Genomic DNA, 19,547 nt, shown 5'->3' on the forward strand with positions numbered 1-19,547 from the left:
CGCGGATTTATGCTTTATTTTCTTGCCTTTGTCGCCAGTATTGCCCTTCCATCGCATAATGGCCACCGCCGGTGGGGCCGGTGGTTATGCTTGGCCCCACTTCACACCCCAAGGAAAAATCATGACTAGCCTCTTCTTTATCCTGCGCATCACCCTGGCCACGATGCTCACCTACATCATCGCCACGGCGATCCTGGTCGAGAATTTCCTGCGCTATATCTTCGGGCAGACGGAAGGCTTCTTTGTCATCGTCGGCGCATTGCTGGCCAGCGCCGTCATCACGAATGCGTTTTCGCACGTGCGGCGCGTGCGCCTGATCGCCGGCACCGTCAATGCCGGCACCCTGTCGAGCCGCCAGCGGCGCCAGATCGAGATCCCGTTCGAGGCGGGCGAAGCGTTCGACATGATCGACGCGGCCATCCGCGAACTGCCGGGCAGCGAAGTGGTCGAAAGCGCGCGCGACAGCCTGCAGGTGCAGGCCCGCGTGCGCCGCGCCGCACCCTACACGCACACGGGCTTGCCCCGCATGCGCTTGCTGAGCTTCATTGAACCGCGGCCGAACCAGATTCTCGCCACCGTGACGCCGAATGGCGAGGCGGGCAGCGTGACCCTGATCTGCGAGCCGGCGCGCAATGCCTGGACCGACTGGTTCCTTGTCGACCATGGCAGCAACCTGGAAAACGCGGAAGCGGTGACGCGGGCGATGACGCGCCGGGTGGCGCAGCGCCGCCGCGGCGAGCAGGCCGAGGCGCGCCAGACGGTGACGGAAAAGGAACTCACGGTGGCCAAACTGAGCCTGCTGCACGCGCAGGTGGAACCGCACTTCCTGTACAACACCCTGGCCAGCGCGCAGCTGCTCACGCGCAGCGATCCCGTGCGTGCCGACGAGATGCTGGGTAATCTGATCCTGTACCTGCGCCACTCGCTGCCGCGCACGGAGCAAGCCATGTCGACCCTGGGCACGGAACTGGAACGGGCGCGCGCCTACCTCGATATCCTGAAAATCCGCATGGGTGGACGCCTGAACCTGCAGATCGAGGTGCCGCAATACCTGCGCCAGGCGGAGCTGCCGCCGATGATGCTGCAAACCCTGGTGGAAAACGCCATCAAGCACGGCCTGGAGCCGAAAAGCGGCGGCGGCACCATCTGGATCATGGCGCGCAGCGGTGACGGCACGGTGATCGTCACGGTGGCCGACGACGGCAAGGGCTTCAGCGACGATGGCGCCGGCACGGGCATCGGCTTGCGCAATGTGCGCGAACGCCTGCGCCTGACCTATGGCGCGGCCGCGTCGTTTTCCATCCTCGCCAATTTCCCCGATGGCGTGACGGCCACCATCACGGTGCCCGACAGCACGGCGCGGGGAGTCTCCTATGCATAAGCCCGAGATGACTTGCGTCATCGCCGAAGACGAAACCCTGTTGCGCGATGCGCTGGTGGCCCTGCTGGCCGAAGAGTGGCCCAGCTTGCGCATCGTCGCCGCCTGCGACGACGGCGGCGCGGCGCTCGACGCCATCGCCACGCATCAGCCCGACATCGCCTTCCTCGACATCCGCATGCCGGGATTGACGGGGCTGGAAGTGGCGGCCGGCGCGCTCGAAGCGAGTCCCGCCACGCAGGTGGTGTTCGTCACCGCCTACGACCAGTACGCGATCGATGCCTTCGACAAGGGCGCCGTCGACTATTTATTGAAACCCATAGCCCGCGAGCGCCTGCAAGCGACCGTGCAGCGCGTGCAGGCACGGGCCGGCAAGACCCAGGTGGATGACGGCGCGCTGGCCGGCTTGCTGCAGCAATTGAGCAGCGCCTTGCCGGCGGCCGCCAAGTCACCGCCGCTGGTCTGGCTGACGGCCAGCAGCGGCAAGGATACGCGGCTGATCATGGTGGAAGACATCGCCTATTTTCAGTCCGACACCAAGTACACGGCCGTCATGACGGCGGAAGGCGAGGCGCTGCTGCGCAAGCCGATCCGCGAACTGCTCGACGTGCTCGACCCGGCCATCTTCAAGCAGATCCACCGCTCCACCATCGTCAACATGAAGATGGTGGCGTCCGTCACGCGCGACGAAGTGGGACGCGGCGCCCTGCGCCTGAAGACGCGGCCGGAAACCCTGGCCGTGAGCCAGCCGTTCATGGCCTTGTTCCGCAATATGTAGCCGCGATTGCGCCGTTTCAAAACCGTCGCGTACGCTTTTTCATACTTTTTCCACGCGATTTTAATATTATTTTAATTGCATGCAATTATGATAATATTCATCTGGCGGCATACCGCCGGATGTGATTGGCACATCTAGCCGAAGCGCCCTTATAGCGCTCTACAAAAATGAGGAAACCATGAAAAAGAATCTGTTGTGCGCCGCGTTACTTGTCGCCGGAATATCGACTGCCCATGCGCAGCCGACGACGTGGAATTTTACCTATCAGGGCTTTGTCGATGCGACTACCGGCGTATTCCATTCTGGCATGAAGCTCGTGGGTAGTTTTGTCGGGGAAGACAGTAATCTGGACGGCGTGATTGCGTTTGAGGAGTTGAGCTATTTCAGCTCCGGGTACTACCAGTTTTTACCTGACATTCCAGGCGGCTTTGGATGCAATACTTCCTCCTACCTCCGCTGTGAAGTAAAAGATTTCAGTTATACATTGACGGGTAAACTTCGCTATGAAACCTGGACCGACGGCCATGACGAAGGTTCCATGTCCTGGTATAGCCAGAACGTTATCGGCAGCCACCTCCTCAGCGGTGGATCAGATTTTATGCGGGGCACACGATGGGAAAATCGTTATGACTGGTCCGACCAGACGACCTTCACGATTTCTCCGGCCCCCGTTCCTGAGCCAACGGTCGCGTTGATGCTGCCCGCAGGCCTGGCACTCATGTATCTTGCGCGGGCACGCCGGCGTAAAACTGCTGTCTAAGCAGTGCTGAGCGGTTTGCGTGCAGTCGCTATTCGGCTGTCTCGAAACCTTCGAGCACATTGACGACATTGATGCCGATTTCCTTCACCGCGTAGCCCCCTTCGAGGATGAAGGCGGTGGGCAGGTTCAGATGCGCGAGGCGCTCGCCCACACGCAGGTAGTCGCCGCTTTGCAGGGAGAAGTGCGACAGCGGGTCGCCGGCGAAAGTATCGACACCGAGCGACACCACCAGCGCGTCGGGCGCGTACATATTGATGCGCAGGCAGGCCGTTTCCAGCGCGGCGAACCAGCTGGCCGTGCTGCTGCCGGACGGCAGCGGCAGGTTGACGTTGTAGCCGAGCCCGGCGCCGCTGCCCGTTTCATCGGCGTGCCCCAGGTAAAACGGATATTCGCTGCGCGGGTCGGCGTGGATGGAGGCGAACAGCACGTCGTCGCGCTGGTAAAAGATGCTTTGCGTGCCGTTGCCGTGGTGGTAATCGATATCGAGGATGGCGACCTTGCGGGCGCCGTCGTCGAGCAAATGCTGCGCGGCCAGGGCCGCGTTGTTGAGAAAACAGTAGCCGCCAAAGAAATCGCTGCCCGCGTGATGGCCCGGCGGGCGGGTGAGGGCAAACGTGGCCCGTTCTCCCAGGCGCAGCGCGTGGGCCGCGTTGACGGCGCAGTCGGCGCCCGTCTTGGCCGCCGTCCACGTGCCGGCCGTCAGCGGCGTGCCATTGTCCATCGAGTACAGGCCCAGCTTGGCCGTGAAGTCATCCGGTTCGATGTCGCTGCGCAGGGTGCGCACGGGCCACACGGACGGCAAGGCATCCCTGCCCGCATTGTCGGGGTCGAGCGCCAGCCAGTCGTGCCAGGCGTGGCGCAGGAAATGCAGGTAACGGGGCGTGTGGATGCGCTCCAGCGAGGTCAGCGGCACGCCGTGCGGCGTGACGATGCGGCCCAGGTTGCGCCGTCCCAGTTCGGCCACCACCATGTCGGCCCGCTCGGGCGTCTCGAAGCAGGGCACCATGGTGCCGCGAAACATTTCGAAGCGGCCCCGATGCTGGCTGTGCAATTCATTGTAGAAGGTCAGCATGGGGCGCCAGGCAGGAAGTCAGGCAGGATCAGGTGTGCGAACACAGGGTGCTTGCGCGGTAGGCGGCGACGAAATCGTCGAAGCTGCCGGCTGGCGCCGCTTCCATGGCGCGCTGCTCGGCCAGCGAGCTGGCGGCCATCTCGTCGAAATACGCGCTTTGCTCCGGTGTTGCCGGATGCGTGCGGAAATAGGCGGCGTGGCGCTCGCTCTGGCGCAGGCCGAAGGCGGCAAACGAGCCGCCGTTGGCGCGCAGTTCGGCCAGGACCTTCGCCGATGGCGTCGCATCCGGGTCGGCCAGCTTGATGGCTTGCGCCGCCAGACTGTCCGCATGCTGCGTGCCGCCAAGGCGCGCGTCCAGCACGGCCGCCACGGGGGCGATGCGCGCCAGCAATTCCTCGCCCCACGCCTGCAGGGTGATGTCCTCGCCATCGCGGCGCAGGGTCAAGCCTGGCTTGCGGCCTTCCTTGACGGTGCGGGCGAAATTGTTCGTGTAGCAGGCGCTTTGCTCGGCCGAAATGGGAGCGCTGTCGTCGAGCGCGCAGAACAGCAGAAACGCGTCGAGGAAGCGGCCCGTTTCCAGGCTGATGCCGACCGGTTCGAACGGGTCGACATCCATGCAGCGCACTTCGATGTATTGCACGCCGCGCAGGCACAGGGCCTGGATCGGGCGCTCGCCCGTGCGGATCACGCGTTTCGGGCGGATGGTCGAATAGTATTCATTTTCGATCTGCAGCACGTTGGTGGACAACTGGATCCACTCGCCCTCTTTTTTTGTTCCCAGCGCTTCGTACGGCGGATACGGGTCGTTGACGGCATGCGTGAGCGCGTTGACGTAGTCGTCCAGGCTGTTTTCGTGCGGACGCAGGCCGGACTGGGCATCGTTCTGGTAGCCGAGGTCGCTCATGCGCAGGCTGGTGGCATACGGCAGGAACAAGGTGTCGTCGGACAAGGTGTCGAGCTTGTGCGCGCGGCCGCGCAGGAAACCGGCGGACAGGGCCGGCGAAGCGCCGAACAGGTACATCAGCAGCCAGCTGTAGCGGCGGAAATTGCGGATCGTCGCCAGATAGCTTTCCGATTGCACGTCTTTCGGCGTGGCCGCCGCGTGTGTCGGGCTGGCGCTGGTGTTCGGATTGCTGGCCAGAACTTGCCACAGCTGTTCGTCGAGCGAATAGTTGTAATGGATGCCGGCGATGCATTGCATGGCTTTGCCGTAACGCAAGGCCAGGCCGCGCCGGTAGACGTGCTTGAGCATGCCCATGTTCGAGCTGCCGTAGTTGGCGATCGCTATCTCCGCTTCGGGCGGCAGCTGGCACGGCATCGACTGGCTCCACAGCAACTCGTCGCCCAGGCGGCTGTAGGCGTGGCGGTGCACGGTATCGAGCTTGTCGAGCGTGACGCCGATGTCGGCTTCGGCCGGGGTGATGAATTCGAGCAGCGCTTCGGCGTAGTCGGTGGTGATTTCAGGGTGCGTCAGCGCCGAACCCAGAGCGACGGGGTGGGGCGTGGAAGCCAGATGGCCGGCGTGGTCGACGCGCAGGGTTTCACGCTCGATGCCGCGCAAGCCGCCCAGCAGCGCGCGGTTGGCATCTTCGGTCAGCAATGCCAGGCGGCGAGTCAACAGGTTGGGCAATTTGAGCTTCCTTTCTTGTGCAGCATATAAATAATTTGTGCTGAGATTAACCGAATTTTGGCAAATGCGTCGGCGCCGGCCCAAAAAACGCCGCGTCGCCAGCGTCCGCCCCGGGGAGCGGGGACGGCGCTTCGGTCAGGAATTCGCTTGATATTTTAACAAACTGCGGGGGGATCTGGCGCGCTGCCGGGTCAAGCTTTGCGCAGGTGGCGGCGGTCAGCCCAGGCGGGCGCCGCTGACTCGTTCGATGCCGGCCAGGTCGCGCCAGCTTTGCACTTTGCTGTAGCCGGCGTCGGCCAGCAAGCCGCGCACGGATGCTGCCTGGTCATAGCCGTGTTCCATCAGCAGCCAGGCGCCTGACGCCAGGTGGCGCGCGGCGCCGGAGACGATGGTGCGCAGGGCCGACAGGCCATCCGCATGGTCGGTCAGCGCGCCGGCAGGCTCGAAGCGCAGATCGCCTTCGGCCAGGTGGCGGTCGCCGCTGGCGATGTAGGGGGGATTCGAGACGATCAGGTCGAACTTTTCCGTGCCAAGCGCTTCGAACCAGTCGCTGGCCATGAAGGTGATGTTGACGCCATTGGCGCTGGCGTTGCGGCGCGCCACGGCCAGCGCCGTGCTGCTGACATCCAGGGCCGTGACGACGGCGTCGGGCCGCGTGTGCGCCAGCGCGACGGCAATGGCGCCGCTGCCCGTGCCCATGTCGAGCACCCGTCCGCCGGGCGGCAGGCGCTCGAGCGCCAGTTCCACCAGCACTTCCGTGTCGGGGCGGGGGATCAGCACGGCGTCGTTCACTTCGAACGGCAGGCCGAAGAATTCGCGCTGGCCCACGATGTAGGCGATCGGCTCGCCCTGCAGGCGGCGTGCCAGCAAGCTGGACAGGCGTTGGGCTTCATCGGGAGTGAGCACACGCTCCGATTGCGTGATCAGGCTCACGCGCGACAGGCCCAGCGCATGGCCCAGCAGGATGCGGTTGTCGAGCGGATCGAGCAGTGGACGGATTTGCAGGGCGCCGACAGTGCTGCCGGCGGGGATCAGTGTTTCTGACATGGTGCTTTCAATTATTTCTGACGGCGCAGCAAGGTCCACAGCAGGCCGACGCTAAAAATGGCGAACCAGATGAACGCCCATTGCGGAATCGACAGGCCGAAAAACGGCTCGCCGGCGTTTTCGCAGGCACCATAGGATTCAAACATGAAGGGCATGACTTGCGCCGTGAAAATCTTGTTCAGCGCCGTTTCCACCGGATCGATGCCGCACGAGAAGCCGGGGTTGGCCAGCACGTACAGATGCTTGGCGCCCACGCCCAGGCCGCCCAGGGCCGCCAGCAAGCCGATGCCGGCGCCGATCTTTGGACGGTTGGCGGCCGCGCCGGCCAGGCAGGCGATGCCGATGGCGAGGAACAGGTAGCGCTGGATCACGCACAGCGGGCACGGCGCCATGTTCATGGCATGCTGCAAATACATGGCCACGCCCAGCATCAGGAAACACAGGGCGGCGATCGACAGGAGGACGGTGCGTGAATTTTTCATGGGCGACACGGTGAGGTGGATGGAATCGAGCTGGTCATTTTCGCACAAGGCTGGATTTTTATTGCTTAGCCGCTACTTAAACCCTTGATTTGGCTGGGCGCTTTAAAAAGTGTTCAGGGCAAGGCGCAGCGCTGCAGGCAGTACGAATGTACGGCCAGGCGATGCAACGCCGCCATGGACGCTTTTTAATCGCCCAAGGCAGCCAGCAGTTCCGCCTGGTGCTCTGCCGCCAGCGCATTCGTCAAGTCCGTCAAATCCCCATCCATGATGAAGTCCAACTTATACAAGGTCAAATTGATGCGGTGGTCCGTCAGGCGGCCTTGCGGGAAATTATAGGTGCGGATGCGCTCGCTGCGGTCGCCCGAGCCGATCAGGCTCTTGCGGGTGGCCGCTTCCTTCGACTGCTGTTCGCGCAGCTGCACGTCCTTGATGCGCGCGGCCAGCACTTTCATCGCCTGCGCCTTGTTCTTGTGCTGGCTGCGGTCATCCTGGCATTCCACCACGATGCCGGTCGGCAAGTGGGTGATGCGCACGGCGGAGTCCGTTTTGTTGATGTGCTGTCCACCGGCGCCCGAGGCGCGGTAGGTGTCGATGCGCAGGTCGGCCGGGTTGATGTTGACGTCTTCCACTTCATCGGCTTCCGGCATCACGGCCACCGTGCAGGCGGACGTGTGGATGCGGCCTTGCGTTTCCGTGGCCGGCACGCGCTGCACGCGGTGGCCGCCCGACTCGAATTTCAGCTTTGAATACGCGCCGTTACCCACTACGCGCACGATCACTTCGCGGTAGCCGCCCAGATCGGAGTCGGATGCCGACACCAGTTCCACCTGCCAGCGGTTGCGTTCGGCAAAGCGCGTGTACATGCGCAGCAAGTCGCCGGCGAACAGGGCCGATTCATCGCCGCCCGTGCCGGCGCGAATTTCCAGGAAGATATTGCGTTCGTCATTGACGTCCTTCGGCAGCAGCATGGTTTGCAATTCGCGCTCCAACCGCGCCATGGTGGTCTTGGCCGCCTCGATTTCTTCCTGGGCGAATTCCTTCATGTCCGGATCGGACAACATCTCTTGCGCTGTCGTAATATCGTTGCCCGCTTCCTGGTAGGAATGGTACAGGGCGACCAGCGGACCCAGTTCGGCGTGCTCGCGCGTCATCTTGCGGTAGCTGTCCATGTTCGACGTGGCGTCCGGGTGCATCAGCAGTTCGTCGAGTTCGACCAGGCGGTTCGCCAGTTGATCGAGTTTGGCCAGCATGGATGGTTTCATAGCGATTCGCGGTAAAAGAGTGTAGGGATGGTGCAGGCCCGGCAGGCGGGCAGGGGGTGGTCGCGCGCGGGCGGCCAGCGGGGCTGCGCTAACGGCGGGGGCGGAACAGTTTTGGCAGCAGGGTGACCAGCTGCTTGCGCTCGTCGCCTTGCGCGTGGTGCAGCGCCTGCTGCGGGCCGTGCAGGAACTTGGCCGTCAAGCCTTTCGACAGCGCTTCCAGGACGGCGTCGATGTCGGCGCCCTTGGCCAGCATCTTGCGCGCCCGTTCCACTTCCATCAGGCGCAGCGCTTCGCTGTTTTCATGCAAATGCTGGATGACGGGCACCATGGCGCGGTCATCGACCCAGCTCATGAACGATTGCACGCGCGTCTCGATGATGGCTTCGGCTTGCGCCACGGCCGCTTGCCGGCTTTCCAGGCCCGTCTGCACGACCTTGCCCAGGTCGTCGACCGTGTACAGGAAGACGTCGTTCAAACGGCCCACTTCCGCTTCGATGTCGCGCGGCACGGCCAGGTCGACCATGAACATGGGCTTGTGGCGGCGTGCCTTGATGGCGCGCTCGACCAGGCCCAGGCCCAGCAGCGGCAAGGACGACGCCGTGCACGAGATGACGATGTCGAACTGGTGCAGCTGCTCCGGCAGGTCGGCCAGGCGGATGGCCTTGCCGTTGAAGCGGTGCGCCAGCTCCTCGCCCCGTTCCATGGTGCGGTTGGCAATGGTGATGCTTTTCGGGTTTTGCGCCGCGAAGTGCGTGGCGCACAATTCGATCATTTCGCCGGCGCCGATGAACAGCACGTTCTGCTCGGCGATCTTGTCGAAGATGCGCTGCGACAGGCGTACGGCGGCGGCCGCCATGGACACGCTGTGCGCGCCGATTTCCGTGCTGCTGCGCACTTCCTTGGCGACGGAAAAGCTGCGCTGGAACAACTGGTGCAGATACGTGCCCAGGCCGCCCGCTTCGTCGGCCGTGCGGATGGCGTCCTTGATCTGGCCCAGGATCTGCGTTTCGCCCAGCACCATCGAATCGAGCCCGGAGGCGACGCGGAAGGTGTGGCGCACGGCATCGTGCTGCGGCAGCATATATAAGTGGGGGCGCAGCTCGCTGTAGTTGAGCTTGTGATAATCGGCCAGGAAATGCGCACCCGCGTCGAGCGGATTGGGCACGTGGCTGGCCGCATACAGCTCGGTGCGGTTGCAGGTCGACAGGATGGCCGCTTCGTCGTTGTCGCGCAAGTCGATGCGCTGGAACCAGGTGCGCGCCGCCATCACCGCCGAACCCAATTGCTCAGGCGCAAACGCCAGCTGTTCGCGGAGCGACACTGGGGCGGTGGTATGGTTGAGGCCGACGGCGAGCAGTTGCATTTCAGGGCTGTTGGGATGACTTATGCCGACATTATAGCGCTTTGTGCCCGCGCTTTGAGCAGGTCAGCCGTTTGCCGCCGTTCAGCCGCCCAGTTTTTCCAGGCGATAACCGTAGCTGTAGACGGGCACCAGCCTGTAGCCGTGTTCCGGTTTCAGCTGCAGCTTGTTGCGCACGCGCGAGACGTGGGTATCCATGGTGCGCGAAGGCAAGGCCGTGTCGCGCTGCCACACGGCTTCGTGGATGTAGGCGCGCGACAGGGGACGGCCCAGGTTGCGGAAAAACAGCAGCGCCAGGGCGAATTCCTTGTGCGTCACGTCCAGTACTTCGCCATCGCGCAGCAGGCGGCCGGGGCGGGTTTCAAATGTGTAATGACCGAATTGCAAGTATTCCGCGCCATTCTGGGCCGGGTAGGCCACACGCAGCAGGGCCTGGGTGCGCAAGGTCAGCTCGCTGCGCCGCAGGGGCTTGATCATGTAGTCGTCGGCGCCTGCCGTCATGCCCGCCACCACGTCGTCTTCGCCGGAACTGTTGGTCATAAACAACACGGGTGCCTTGGGCGCCAGTTTTTCCCGGGCTCGGCGCAAGACTTCTGCACCGTCCAGATCGCTCACATGCCAGTCGAGGATGAGCATGTCGCAACTGTCCTTGCGCAGTTGCCCCAGCATGTCCTTGGCACTTTGAAACTCGTGGCAAGCGTGGCCGGCGGCGGTGAGCACCTGGCAGATCAGTTCTGCCTGGCTATGGTCGCTATCGAGTACGGCAATTCGCATAATTGGCTGGAGTGTGTAGCAACAAACAGACGGTCCGCTCTGCTTATCGTAATGTTAAGGAATGCTCAAGTGAAATATAACAGAGATTGCAACTGTGTCCAGTGAAATCGGCAGCTGAGGCCTTTACGTTACACTTGTTCATCTACCCCCTACTCGCGGAGAAACGGCCATGTCAGACAAGAGCACTACCGATTGGACACTGATACCGGGCAGTCGTGCCGAAATCGAGCAAGTGCGCGAGCGTTGCCGGCGCCTGGTGCAGCGGCGTGCCATGATGTCGGCGGGCGCTTCGGCCATTCCCATTCCCGGCATCGACCTGATGTCGGATGTCGGTCTGTTTTCCATGCTGATCAATGATATCAACCACGAATTCGGCCTCACGCCCGAGCAGATCGAGCGCCTCAACCCGCAGTTCAAGATGATGGCCTACCGCGCGGCGGTGGGCATGGGCGGCATGTTGGTGGGAAAGCTGGTATCGCGCGAACTGATCCTCCACCTGCTCAAGCGCAGTGGCGTCAAGATTGCCACCAAGCAGGTGGCGCGCTTCGTGCCGTTTGCCGGACAGGCGGTGGCGGCAGCCATTGGCTACGCCGTATTCCGCCAGATCGGCAACCAGCACGTGAACGCCTGCGCCGCGGTGGCGCAGGAATTGCTCACGGTCAGGCCGGATTGACGCTTAGGCGTCCGGCAGCACGACGTTGACGTCGAGCACCTCCAGGTTGCCCTGGCGGTCCAGCGAAATCTTGATGTCGTCGGCATTGACCTTGGTGTACTTGGAAATGACGGCGATCAATTCCTTGTGCAGGGCGGGCAGGAAGTCCGGACCATCGCGTCCGCTGCGTTCGCGGGCGATGATGATCTGCAGGCGTTCCTTGGCCGCGGTGGCCGTTTTCGGCTTGGGGGGGAACAGGAAAGAAAGCAAGGCCATATCACTTCGCCCCAAAAATGCGCTGGAGTAATCCAGGCTTTTCATAGTTGGTAAAGCGCAACTCGACATCTTCGCCGAGGAAACGCGAGACCACGTCTTCATAGGCTTGCGCCACGTCCGTGCCCGTGAAATGGATGGCCGGATTGCCCTGGTTCGAGGCGGCCAGCACTTGCTCCGATTCCGGAATGATCCCCACCAGCGGGATGCGCAGGATTTCCTGCACGTCCTGGTAGGACAGCATTTCATCCGATTCCACGCGTTTCGGCGAGTAGCGGGTGATCAGCAAATGTTCCTTGACGGGCTCGCCGCCCGTCTGCGCGCGGCGCGACTTGGCTTGCAGGATGCCCAGGATGCGGTCCGAATCGCGCACCGACGACACTTCCGGGTTGGTGACGATGATGGCTTCGTCGGCAAACGTCAGCGCCATCAGCGCGCCATGCTCGATGCCGGCCGGCGAATCGCAGATGATGAACTCGAAACCCATGTTGATCAGGTCGTTCAACACGCGTTCCACGCCTTCTTCCGACAAGGCATCCTTGTCGCGCGTTTGCGAGGCGGGCAGGATGAACAGGTTGTCGCAGTGCTTGTCCTTGATCAGGGCCTGGTTCAGCGTGGCCTCTTTGTTGATCACATTGATCAGGTCGTAGACGACGCGGCGTTCGCAACCCATGATCAGGTCGAGGTTACGCAGGCCCACGTCGAAGTCGAGCACGGCTGTCTTGTGGCCGCGCATGGCCAGGCCAGTGGAAAAACTGGCGCTAGAGGTCGTCTTGCCGACACCGCCCTTGCCGGACGTCACAACAATAATTCTTGCCACAAATAATCCTTTTCAGATATCTCTTGAATTGTGCAGCTTAAGAGCGGTTCACGGGAGTGACCGGATTGACAGAGTGTATATCGATTCTGTCGCCAGCCAAACGAATTTGCGCGGGTCCGCGCGCCATTTCCGCAGGGAAACCATCCTCGAACGTGCGGTACACGCCGGCGATCGAGACCAGTTCCGGTTCCATGGCCAGCGCGAAGATGCGCGCCTGGGCATTGCCCGAGGCGCCGGCCAGCGCGCGGCCGTACAGCGAGGAATACACGTGGATGCTGCCGTCGGCGATGATTTCAGCGCCATTGTTGACGACGGCGGTGATGATCAGGTCGCAGCCGCGCGCATAAATGCGCTGGCCGGCCCGCACGGGCGTGTCGATCACCATCACCTGTGCGTCGGCGCCCGACTGGGCGGCGGCCGTGGGCGTATCCTTGGGGCCATCCTTGGGCGGCGCATCGTCGCGCGTCTTGCCGCTGTCGAGGCTCAAGCCTTGCGCCAGGATGGCGTCATGCATGTCGGCCGGCGCATTGCGCACGGCCACGGCATTCAAGCGGTATTTTTTCAGCAGGGCCACGAGGGCGGCCCAGTCGATGGGCACGCCGCCGGGCGGCAAGGCCGCCACGTCCAGCACGGCCAGGTCGTCCTCGAAAAAGTCGGCCACGCCTCCCGTCATGTCGCGCAAGGCGGCATCGAGTGCCTGCGTATCGGCGCTATGCAGAATGGCGGAGACAGCAACGACGGTGGAAATCTTGATTTCGATAGGCTTCTGCGACGGGCTTTTGGACATAAACATTTATCAAAGTGAAACTGCGGCAGGCCAGATGTTCCGTACGGCAACAATGGGAGCAGTAAATTTCTTGCATTCTACTGCAAAAAAATCAGCATCAGGGGCCTGGCACGTGCTATTCCGCAGGGCAACACCTACTTCATGTCAAAAAAAACGGACGGCGCCCCGGAAAACCGGTGCGCCGCCCTGAAAGCAGCCCTGCATGCGGCCTGGGTAGGCCTATGTCATGCCGCCGCCCGCATCTGCTGCGCCGCCGCGACCATATTTTTTAAAGCCGCCTCCGTTTCCGCCCAGCCCCGCGTTTTCAAGCCGCAGTCCGGGTTCACCCATAAATTGGCTGGCGGAATCACGGCGCTGGCTTTTTGCAGCAATTTCACCATGTCGAGAGTCGAGGGGAGGCGCGGTGAGTGGATGTCGTACACGCCGGGGCCGATTTCGTTCGGATACTGGAACTGGCCAAAGCCCTTCAGCAGTTCCATGTCGGAGCGGCTCGTCTCTATCGTGATGACGTCGGCATCCATGGCGGCGATCTGCGGCAGGATGTCGTTGAATTCGGCATAGCACATGTGGGTGTGGATCTGCGTCGTGTCGCTGACGACGGACGCGGCGATGCGGAAGGCGCGCGTGGCCCAGTCCAGATAGGCGTCCCACCGGCCGCGGCGCAGCGGCAAGCCTTCGCGGATGGCCGGCTCGTCGATCTGGATGATGCCGATGCCGGCCGATTCCAGGTCTTGCACCTCGTCGCGGATGGCCAGGGCCAGTTGCAGCGCCGTGGTGGCGCGCGGCTGGTCGTCGCGCGCGAACGACCATTGCAAGATCGTGACCGGGCCCGTCAGCATGCCCTTCACCGGTTTATGCGTCAGGCTTTGCGCGTGCACCGTCCATTCGACGGTCATGGCGGTGGGGCGCTGCACGTCGCCGTAAATGACGGGCGGCTTCACGCAGCGCGAGCCGTACGATTGCACCCAGCCCTGGCGCGTGAAGATAAAGCCGTCCAGTTGCTCGCCGAAGTATTCGACCATGTCGTTGCGTTCCGCTTCGCCATGCACGAGCACGTCCAGGCCCAGCGCTTCCTGGCGGCTCACGGCTTGGGCGATTTCGGCGCGCATCTGCTGTTGATACGCGGCGCTCGCCAGTTCGCCCCTTTGATAGCTGGCGCGGGCGGCGCGGATGGCCGTCGTCTGCGGGAAGGAACCGATGGTCGTCGTCGGGAAGTCGGGCAGTTGCAAACGCGCGCGCTGCATGGCCTGGCGCTGCGGGAAGCTGGAATCGCGACGGTCGACGGTGGGCGTGAGGGTTTGCAGGCGCTGCGCCACTTGCGGGCGGTGCACGCGGGGGCTGGCGCGGCGGCTGGCGATAGCCAGGCGAGACGCGGCCAGCGCGGCGTCATCGGGACGGCCTGCGAGCGCGCCCTTGAGGACGGCGATTTCGGACAGTTTTTCCGTGGCGAACGCCAGCCAGCTCTGGATGTCACCATCGAGCTCCGTCTCGGCCGCCAGGCTGAACGGCACGTGCAGCAGGGAGCACGACGGCGCCAGCCACAGGTGGCCGTTGCGTTTGGTCGCCAGCGGCTGCAGCACGGCCAGGGCAGCGTCGAGGTCGGTGCGCCAGATATTGCGGCCATCGACGATACCGACCGACAAGACTTTATGCGCGGGCAGCCAATCCGTCACGCTGATCAATTCATGCGGCGCGCGGATGCCGTCCACGTGCAGGCCGGCCACGGGCAGGCGGCACGTCAGGCTGAGGTTTTCTTCCAGCGGCGAGAAATACGTGGCCAGCAGGATATTTATACCTACCTGGTTCAGCTGCCAGTAGGCGCTTTCGAAGGCGCTGCGCCAGGCACCAGGCAAGTCCAGGCCCAGGATCGGCTCGTCGAGCTGCACCCATGCCACGCCTTGCTGTTTCAGGCGGTCGAGCAGGGCACCGTAGACGGGCAGCAATTGTTCCAGCAGGGCCAGGCGGTCGAAGCTTGACTCGCCGGGCGTCTTTTCCTTGCCCAGCCAGAGGAAGGTGAGGGGGCCGATCAAGGCCGCCTTGACCTGGTGGCCCAGCGCCTGCGCCTCGGCCACTTCCGCCAGCAGGCGCTCGCAAGCGAGAGAAAACCGGGTCTGCGGCGACAGTTCGGGCACCAGGTAATGGTAATTGGTGTCGAACCACTTGGTCATTTCCAGCGCGGCAGTGCCGGCGGCGTGTGCATGGTGGGCGTGGCTGCAGCCGGCATGGGCGGCGTGCGTGTCTGCGCCGCGCGCCATGGTGAAATAGCGTGACAGCGGCGACTGCTCTGGCGCGAAGCTGAAACGGGCCGGTTCGCAGCCCAGCAGCTGGATATGGTTGGCCACCTGGTCGTAAAAGGCGAAGTCGCCCACGGTAACGTAGTCAAGACCGGCGTCGCGTTGCAGGGCCCAGTGTCGCGCCCGCAGTTGCCGGCCCGTCGCTTCCAGGGCCGCCTCGGACACCTCGCCGCGCCAGTGGCTTTCCAGCGCCAATTTCAGTTCACGCGCGGCGCCGATGCGGGGAAAGCCAAGGATGTGGGTGTGCACGGTCATGATGTCATCGAGATTTAATGTGAATGCGCTAGAGTGTGCGGCAACTTGGTCTATAATCAAAACGAAACATTTTGCCGAATAACATGAAAATCATTCACGTACGCCATTTCATTTGCCGATGCTAGAAATCCGCCACCTGCGCACCCTGAGTGCCTTGCGTTCGTCCGGCAGCCTGGTGCGCGCCGCGCAGCTGCTCAACCTGACCCAGTCGGCCCTGTCGCACCAGATCCGTTTGCTGGAAGAGCGCTACCAGGCGCCCTTGTTCGAGCGCAAGTCCATGCCGATCGCCTTTACGGCCACGGGCAGCCGTCTCTTGGCCCTGGCCGACAAGCTGCTGCCCGAGATCGAACTGGCCGAGCGCGACGTGGCGCGCCTGTCGCAAGGCGACAAGGGGCAGTTGCGCGTGGCGCTCGAATGCCATACCTGTTTCGATTGGCTCATGCCCGTGATGGATGCGTTCCGCCAGCGCTGGCCGGAAGTGGAAATCGACCTGGTCTCCGGCTTTCACAGCGAACCGGCGGACTTGCTGCGCTCGGGCGAGGCGGACCTCGTGATCGGTTCGCCGTACGGCCCCGATTTCACCGTGTTTCCCCTGTTCCGCTTTGAAATGCTGGTGGTGATGGCGCAGAAGCACCGGCTGCAGGCGCAGCGCCGGCTGGTGGCGGCCGACTTTACGGGCGAGACATTAATTACCTATCCCGTGCCGGAAGAGCGTATCGACCTGATCCGCGAAGTGCTGCGCCCCGCCGGCATCGCGTTTGAACGCCGCACGGCGGAATTGACGGTCGCCGTGCTGCAACTGGTGGCGAGCCGGCGCGGCATTGCCGCCTTGCCGAACTGGGCCATCAAGAATTACGTCGATTACGATTATGTGGTGGCGCGCCCGGTTGGCGAGCACGGCTTGTGGAGCGATCTGTATGTCTCCGTGCCTGATCATCTGCAGGACAAGGCGTATGTGCGCGATTTCGTCAGCGTGATACGCGAGCAGTGCGCGGCCTCGCTGGACGGTATCAAGTTGTTGTCCTGATCAACGTTGAGTTGGAAACAAACCAACAGCAAAGCTTGATAAATATCAAGGTTCAGCAATGAACCACCGCTTACAGTTGAGTACTGTGCGGCGCAACATGCACCGCCATCAAATTGGAGAGGAACACTATGTTTTCATTTTCCGAGCAATGGGCACTGGCCGGCAAGGCCCTGGTGGAAGCACAATTGATCAGCGCGCAAGCGTATGCCCAGGCCGCTGTCGACAGCGGCGCCAGCGTGCTGGACTTGCAGATCGATGCGGCCCGCGCGGCGCTGGCCGCCGCTACGGTGGCAGGCAATCAGCTGCTGTCCGTGAAGGATCCGCAAGCGCTGCTGGAACTGTCGCGCACGCAGTCGCAACTGGCCATCGAACGCATCGGTGCATATGGCCGCCAGGCAAAGGATGTTGCCCAAGAAACCCAAGAGAAATTCGACACTGTGACAAAGGGTGAGTTTGCTGCATCGCGTCAAAAATTTGGCGAGCTGGTGCAGGTGGTAAAGCAAACGCCTGTGCCCCTGATTATTCCCTTCAATAATTTTCTAAAAACCACTTTCGGCGGCGCCGATGAAGGGTATGATAAAAATAAAAATACGCGTCCTGCTCGCCAGGCGTAAGCGTGTTGCGGCCCGGCAGCGGCTATCCGCCGCGCCAGGCCGCCCGCCGCCACCGCAAGCAGGCTGTCATCGCCGCCGCCTGCGGTGCGGCGCTGGAACTGCGGCGCGTGCCGCGCTAGAATGAAACGCAGCTTGCTGTGTCTTCCCGGATACTCATTGGATTGTATTAACACCTTGACCTTGGCCCTCGTGGCCTGCTTATCGGAGAAATAAATGGATGATGTCGTAATCGTGGCCGCCGGCCGTACCGCAGTCGGCAAATTCGGTGGCAGTCTGGCCAAGATTCCTGCGTCCGAACTGGGCGCGCATGTAATCAAGGGCTTGCTGGCACAAACCGGCATCGACCCGAACCTGATCGGCGAAGCGATCCTGGGCCAGGTGCTGACGGCTGCCGTCGGCCAGAACGCCGCGCGCCAGGCCGTCATCAAGGCTGGCCTGCCCAGCTCGATCCCGGCATTCACCATCAACAAGGTATGCGGCAGCGGCCTGAAGGCCACGCACCTGGCGGCGCAAGCGATCAAGTGCGGCGACGCCAACATCATCATCGCCGGTGGCCAGGAAAACATGAGCGCCTCGCCGCACGCGATGAACGGCTCGCGCGACGGTTTCCGCATGGGCGACTTCAAGATGATCGACACCATGATCGTCGACGGCCTGTGGGACGTGTACAACCAGTACCACATGGGCATCACGGCGGAAAACGTCGCCAAGAAATACGAAGTGACGCGCGCCGAGCAGGATGAATTCGCGCTGCAGTCGCAGCTGAAAGCGGAAGCGGCGCAAAAAGCGGGCAAGTTCAAGGATGAAATCCTGCTGCTGGAAATCGCCAATAAAAAAGGCACGGTCGTCTTCGATAGCGACGAATACATCAAGCCCGGTTCGACCCTGGAATCGCTGGCCGGCCTGCGCCCCGCATTCGCCAAGGATGGCACCGTCACGGCTGGCAACGCGTCCGGCCTGAACGATGGCGCCGCCGCCGTGATCATGATGTCCGCCTCGCAAGCGAAAGAACTGGGCTTGAAGCCGCTGGCGCGCATCAAGGCCTACGCTTCGTCGGGCCTGGACCCGGCCGTCATGGGCATGGGCCCCGTCTCCGCATCGCGCCTGTGCCTGAAAAAAGCCGGCTGGACGCATGAAGAGCTGGACCTGATGGAAATCAACGAAGCGTTTGCCGCGCAAGCGATTGCCGTCAACAAGGAAATGGGCTGGGATACCAGCAAGATCAACGTGAACGGCGGCGCGATTGCCATCGGCCACCCGATCGGCGCCTCGGGCGCGCGCATCCTGGTCACCCTGATCCACGAAATGATCCGCCGCGACGCCAAGAAAGGCCTGGCCGCATTGTGCATCGGCGGCGGCATGGGTGTCGCCCTCGCAATTGAGCGTGATTAATCGCTGACACCGAACTTGGGCCGTTACGCGCAATGCGTGGCGGCCTGGTCCGGTGCGGTACGCCGCCGTCACGCGGCGGTTTTGGATTGCTTTCATTAAATAATTAACTTTTTAGCAACAGAACGACACTGAGGGGATGAAAATGGCAAGAGTTGCATTGGTAACTGGTGGCATGGGTGGTCTGGGCGAAGCGGTGTGTTTCAAGCTGGCCGCGCTCGGCTATCGCGTGGTGACCACATATTCCCCAGGCAATCCGAAGGTCGCGGAATGGCTGGCGTCGACCAAAGACATGGGTTACGACTTCAAGGCATATCCGTGCGACGTGGCCGACTACGATTCGGCGGCTGCCTGCGTGGCGGCCGTGGAAGCGGAAATCGGTCCTGTCGACGTGCTGGTGAATAACGCCGGCATCACGCGCGACATGACGTTCAAGAAGATGGACAAGCCGAACTGGGATGCCGTGATGGGCACCAACCTCGATTCCGTCTTCAACATGACCAAGCCCGTCTGCGACGGCATGGTGGAACGCGGCTGGGGCCGCATCATCAATATCTCGTCCGTGAATGGCCAGAAGGGCGCCTTCGGCCAAACCAACTATTCGGCCGCGAAAGCTGGCATGCATGGTTTCACCAAGTCGCTGGCGCTGGAAGTGGCACGCAAGAACGTCACCGTCAACACCATCTCGCCAGGCTACATCGGCACCAAGATGGTCATGGCGATTCCTCAGGAAGTGCTCGACAGCAAAATCATCCCGCAAATTCCAATGGCGCGCCTGGGCAAGCCGGAAGAAGTGGCCGGCCTGGTCGCTTACCTGGCTTCCGATGAAGCCGCGTTCGTCACGGGCGCCAACATCTCGATCAACGGCGGCCAGCACATGTCGTAATCGGTAT

General features: G+C 62.6%; 19 protein-coding genes. 8 read left to right on the top strand and 11 right to left on the bottom strand.

The features are described 5' to 3' along the window. Positions 1-121: 121 nt before the first annotated feature. From CSQ91_RS23115 to CSQ91_RS23125, 3 genes are all read left to right on the top strand, one after another. Positions 122-1,381 (top strand): histidine kinase, encoded by a 1,260-nt coding sequence (locus CSQ91_RS23115; protein ID WP_099389748.1) that lies wholly within the window; start codon positions 122-124, stop codon positions 1,379-1,381. Further along, positions 1,374-2,156: a LytR/AlgR family response regulator transcription factor gene (locus tag CSQ91_RS23120; RefSeq protein WP_092609502.1), complete on the top strand. Its 783-nt coding sequence runs from the start codon at positions 1,374-1,376 to the stop codon at positions 2,154-2,156. Before CSQ91_RS23115 ends, CSQ91_RS23120 begins: the two co-directional genes overlap by 8 nt. Positions 2,157-2,334: 178 nt before the next feature. Beyond that, entirely contained in the window at positions 2,335-2,916 is a 582-nt protein-coding gene (locus tag CSQ91_RS23125; RefSeq protein ID WP_099389749.1) for a PEP-CTERM sorting domain-containing protein, read from the top strand. Positions 2,917-2,944: 28 nt separating this feature from the next. On the opposite strand, the gene CSQ91_RS23130 is transcribed toward CSQ91_RS23125, so the two are convergent. From CSQ91_RS23130 to CSQ91_RS23160, 7 genes are all read right to left on the bottom strand, one after another. Next, positions 2,945-3,988: a histone deacetylase family protein gene (locus CSQ91_RS23130; RefSeq protein ID WP_099389750.1), complete on the bottom strand. Its 1,044-nt coding sequence runs from the start codon at positions 3,986-3,988 to the stop codon at positions 2,945-2,947. Positions 3,989-4,016: 28 nt separating this feature from the next. After that, entirely contained in the window at positions 4,017-5,618 is a 1,602-nt protein-coding gene (gene gshA, locus CSQ91_RS23135; RefSeq protein WP_099389751.1) for a glutamate--cysteine ligase, read from the bottom strand. A 216-nt stretch (positions 5,619-5,834) separates the two neighbouring features. Next, entirely contained in the window at positions 5,835-6,665 is an 831-nt protein-coding gene (gene prmC / locus CSQ91_RS23140) for a peptide chain release factor N(5)-glutamine methyltransferase (protein ID WP_099389752.1), read from the bottom strand. A gap of 11 nt (positions 6,666-6,676) precedes the next feature. Beyond that, positions 6,677-7,147, bottom strand: a complete 471-nt coding sequence (locus tag CSQ91_RS23145; RefSeq protein WP_034783901.1) for a disulfide bond formation protein B — start codon at positions 7,145-7,147, stop codon at positions 6,677-6,679. Positions 7,148-7,332: 185 nt separating this feature from the next. Further along, the gene (prfA, locus tag CSQ91_RS23150) at positions 7,333-8,409 is read right to left on the bottom strand and encodes a peptide chain release factor 1 (RefSeq protein ID WP_034783736.1); all 1,077 of its coding nucleotides are present in this window, start codon (positions 8,407-8,409) and stop codon (positions 7,333-7,335) included. 88 nt (positions 8,410-8,497) lie between these two features. Further along, positions 8,498-9,772 (bottom strand): glutamyl-tRNA reductase, encoded by a 1,275-nt coding sequence (gene hemA, locus CSQ91_RS23155; RefSeq protein WP_034783735.1) that lies wholly within the window; start codon positions 9,770-9,772, stop codon positions 8,498-8,500. Positions 9,773-9,853: 81 nt separating this feature from the next. After that, positions 9,854-10,543, bottom strand: coding sequence for a response regulator transcription factor (locus tag CSQ91_RS23160; protein ID WP_034783734.1), 690 nt, complete (start codon positions 10,541-10,543; stop codon positions 9,854-9,856). A gap of 169 nt (positions 10,544-10,712) precedes the next feature. Here CSQ91_RS23160 and CSQ91_RS23165 point away from each other — a divergent pair, with 169 nt between their 5' ends. Next, positions 10,713-11,216, top strand: a complete 504-nt coding sequence (locus CSQ91_RS23165) for a hypothetical protein (RefSeq protein WP_034783732.1) — start codon at positions 10,713-10,715, stop codon at positions 11,214-11,216. 3 nt (positions 11,217-11,219) lie between these two features. Here CSQ91_RS23165 and minE read toward each other — a convergent pair whose 3' ends face one another. The 4 genes from minE to metE all read right to left on the bottom strand — a co-directional run bounded on the left by minE (position 11,220) and on the right by metE (position 15,624). Further along, entirely contained in the window at positions 11,220-11,471 is a 252-nt protein-coding gene (gene minE / locus CSQ91_RS23170; protein WP_034752886.1) for a cell division topological specificity factor MinE, read from the bottom strand. Position 11,472: 1 nt separating this feature from the next. After that, a complete protein-coding gene (gene minD, locus CSQ91_RS23175; protein WP_034783730.1) occupies positions 11,473-12,288 on the bottom strand; it encodes a septum site-determining protein MinD in 816 nt (271 codons plus the stop codon). 37 nt (positions 12,289-12,325) lie between these two features. Next, complete coding sequence (gene minC, locus CSQ91_RS23180) at positions 12,326-13,075, bottom strand: septum site-determining protein MinC (protein ID WP_034783729.1); 750 nt, start codon at positions 13,073-13,075, stop codon at positions 12,326-12,328. A 224-nt stretch (positions 13,076-13,299) separates the two neighbouring features. Beyond that, positions 13,300-15,624, bottom strand: coding sequence for a 5-methyltetrahydropteroyltriglutamate--homocysteine S-methyltransferase (gene metE, locus CSQ91_RS23185; protein WP_099389753.1), 2,325 nt, complete (start codon positions 15,622-15,624; stop codon positions 13,300-13,302). Between the two features lie 118 nt (positions 15,625-15,742). On the opposite strand from metE, the gene CSQ91_RS23190 reads away from it, so the two are divergent. From CSQ91_RS23190 to phbB, 4 genes are all read left to right on the top strand, one after another. Then, entirely contained in the window at positions 15,743-16,651 is a 909-nt protein-coding gene (locus tag CSQ91_RS23190; RefSeq protein ID WP_034783726.1) for a LysR family transcriptional regulator, read from the top strand. 128 nt (positions 16,652-16,779) lie between these two features. Beyond that, entirely contained in the window at positions 16,780-17,265 is a 486-nt protein-coding gene (gene phaP, locus CSQ91_RS23195; RefSeq protein WP_034783725.1) for a TIGR01841 family phasin, read from the top strand. Positions 17,266-17,478: 213 nt separating this feature from the next. After that, entirely contained in the window at positions 17,479-18,657 is a 1,179-nt protein-coding gene (locus tag CSQ91_RS23200) for an acetyl-CoA C-acetyltransferase (RefSeq protein WP_099389754.1), read from the top strand. 142 nt (positions 18,658-18,799) lie between these two features. After that, positions 18,800-19,540, top strand: coding sequence for an acetoacetyl-CoA reductase (gene phbB, locus CSQ91_RS23205; protein ID WP_034783722.1), 741 nt, complete (start codon positions 18,800-18,802; stop codon positions 19,538-19,540). Positions 19,541-19,547 lie beyond the last annotated feature (7 nt).

The organism is Janthinobacterium sp. BJB301 (assembly GCF_002735685.1).
Taxonomy (GTDB): Bacteria; Pseudomonadota; Gammaproteobacteria; order Burkholderiales; family Burkholderiaceae_D; genus Janthinobacterium; species Janthinobacterium lividum.

What these genes read in the sequence shown, in the direction of transcription:
- CSQ91_RS23115 (WP_099389748.1), top strand. Translation starts at nt 122, where the DNA reads ATGACTAGCCTCTTCTTTATCCTGCGCATCACCCTGGCCACGATGCTC.
- CSQ91_RS23120 (WP_092609502.1), top strand. Translation starts at nt 1,374, where the DNA reads ATGCATAAGCCCGAGATGACTTGCGTCATCGCCGAAGACGAAACCCTG.
- CSQ91_RS23125 (WP_099389749.1), top strand. Translation starts at nt 2,335, where the DNA reads ATGAAAAAGAATCTGTTGTGCGCCGCGTTACTTGTCGCCGGAATATCG.
- CSQ91_RS23130 (WP_099389750.1), bottom strand. Translation starts at nt 3,988, where the DNA reads ATGCTGACCTTCTACAATGAATTGCACAGCCAGCATCGGGGCCGCTTC.
- prmC (WP_099389752.1), bottom strand. Translation starts at nt 6,665, where the DNA reads ATGTCAGAAACACTGATCCCCGCCGGCAGCACTGTCGGCGCCCTGCAA.
- CSQ91_RS23145 (WP_034783901.1), bottom strand. Translation starts at nt 7,147, where the DNA reads ATGAAAAATTCACGCACCGTCCTCCTGTCGATCGCCGCCCTGTGTTTC.
- prfA (WP_034783736.1), bottom strand. Translation starts at nt 8,409, where the DNA reads ATGAAACCATCCATGCTGGCCAAACTCGATCAACTGGCGAACCGCCTG.
- hemA (WP_034783735.1), bottom strand. Translation starts at nt 9,772, where the DNA reads ATGCAACTGCTCGCCGTCGGCCTCAACCATACCACCGCCCCAGTGTCG.
- CSQ91_RS23160 (WP_034783734.1), bottom strand. Translation starts at nt 10,543, where the DNA reads ATGCGAATTGCCGTACTCGATAGCGACCATAGCCAGGCAGAACTGATC.
- CSQ91_RS23165 (WP_034783732.1), top strand. Translation starts at nt 10,713, where the DNA reads ATGTCAGACAAGAGCACTACCGATTGGACACTGATACCGGGCAGTCGT.
- minE (WP_034752886.1), bottom strand. Translation starts at nt 11,471, where the DNA reads ATGGCCTTGCTTTCTTTCCTGTTCCCCCCCAAGCCGAAAACGGCCACC.
- minC (WP_034783729.1), bottom strand. Translation starts at nt 13,075, where the DNA reads ATGTCCAAAAGCCCGTCGCAGAAGCCTATCGAAATCAAGATTTCCACC.
- metE (WP_099389753.1), bottom strand. Translation starts at nt 15,624, where the DNA reads ATGACCGTGCACACCCACATCCTTGGCTTTCCCCGCATCGGCGCCGCG.
- CSQ91_RS23190 (WP_034783726.1), top strand. Translation starts at nt 15,743, where the DNA reads ATGCTAGAAATCCGCCACCTGCGCACCCTGAGTGCCTTGCGTTCGTCC.
- phaP (WP_034783725.1), top strand. Translation starts at nt 16,780, where the DNA reads ATGTTTTCATTTTCCGAGCAATGGGCACTGGCCGGCAAGGCCCTGGTG.
- CSQ91_RS23200 (WP_099389754.1), top strand. Translation starts at nt 17,479, where the DNA reads ATGGATGATGTCGTAATCGTGGCCGCCGGCCGTACCGCAGTCGGCAAA.
- phbB (WP_034783722.1), top strand. Translation starts at nt 18,800, where the DNA reads ATGGCAAGAGTTGCATTGGTAACTGGTGGCATGGGTGGTCTGGGCGAA.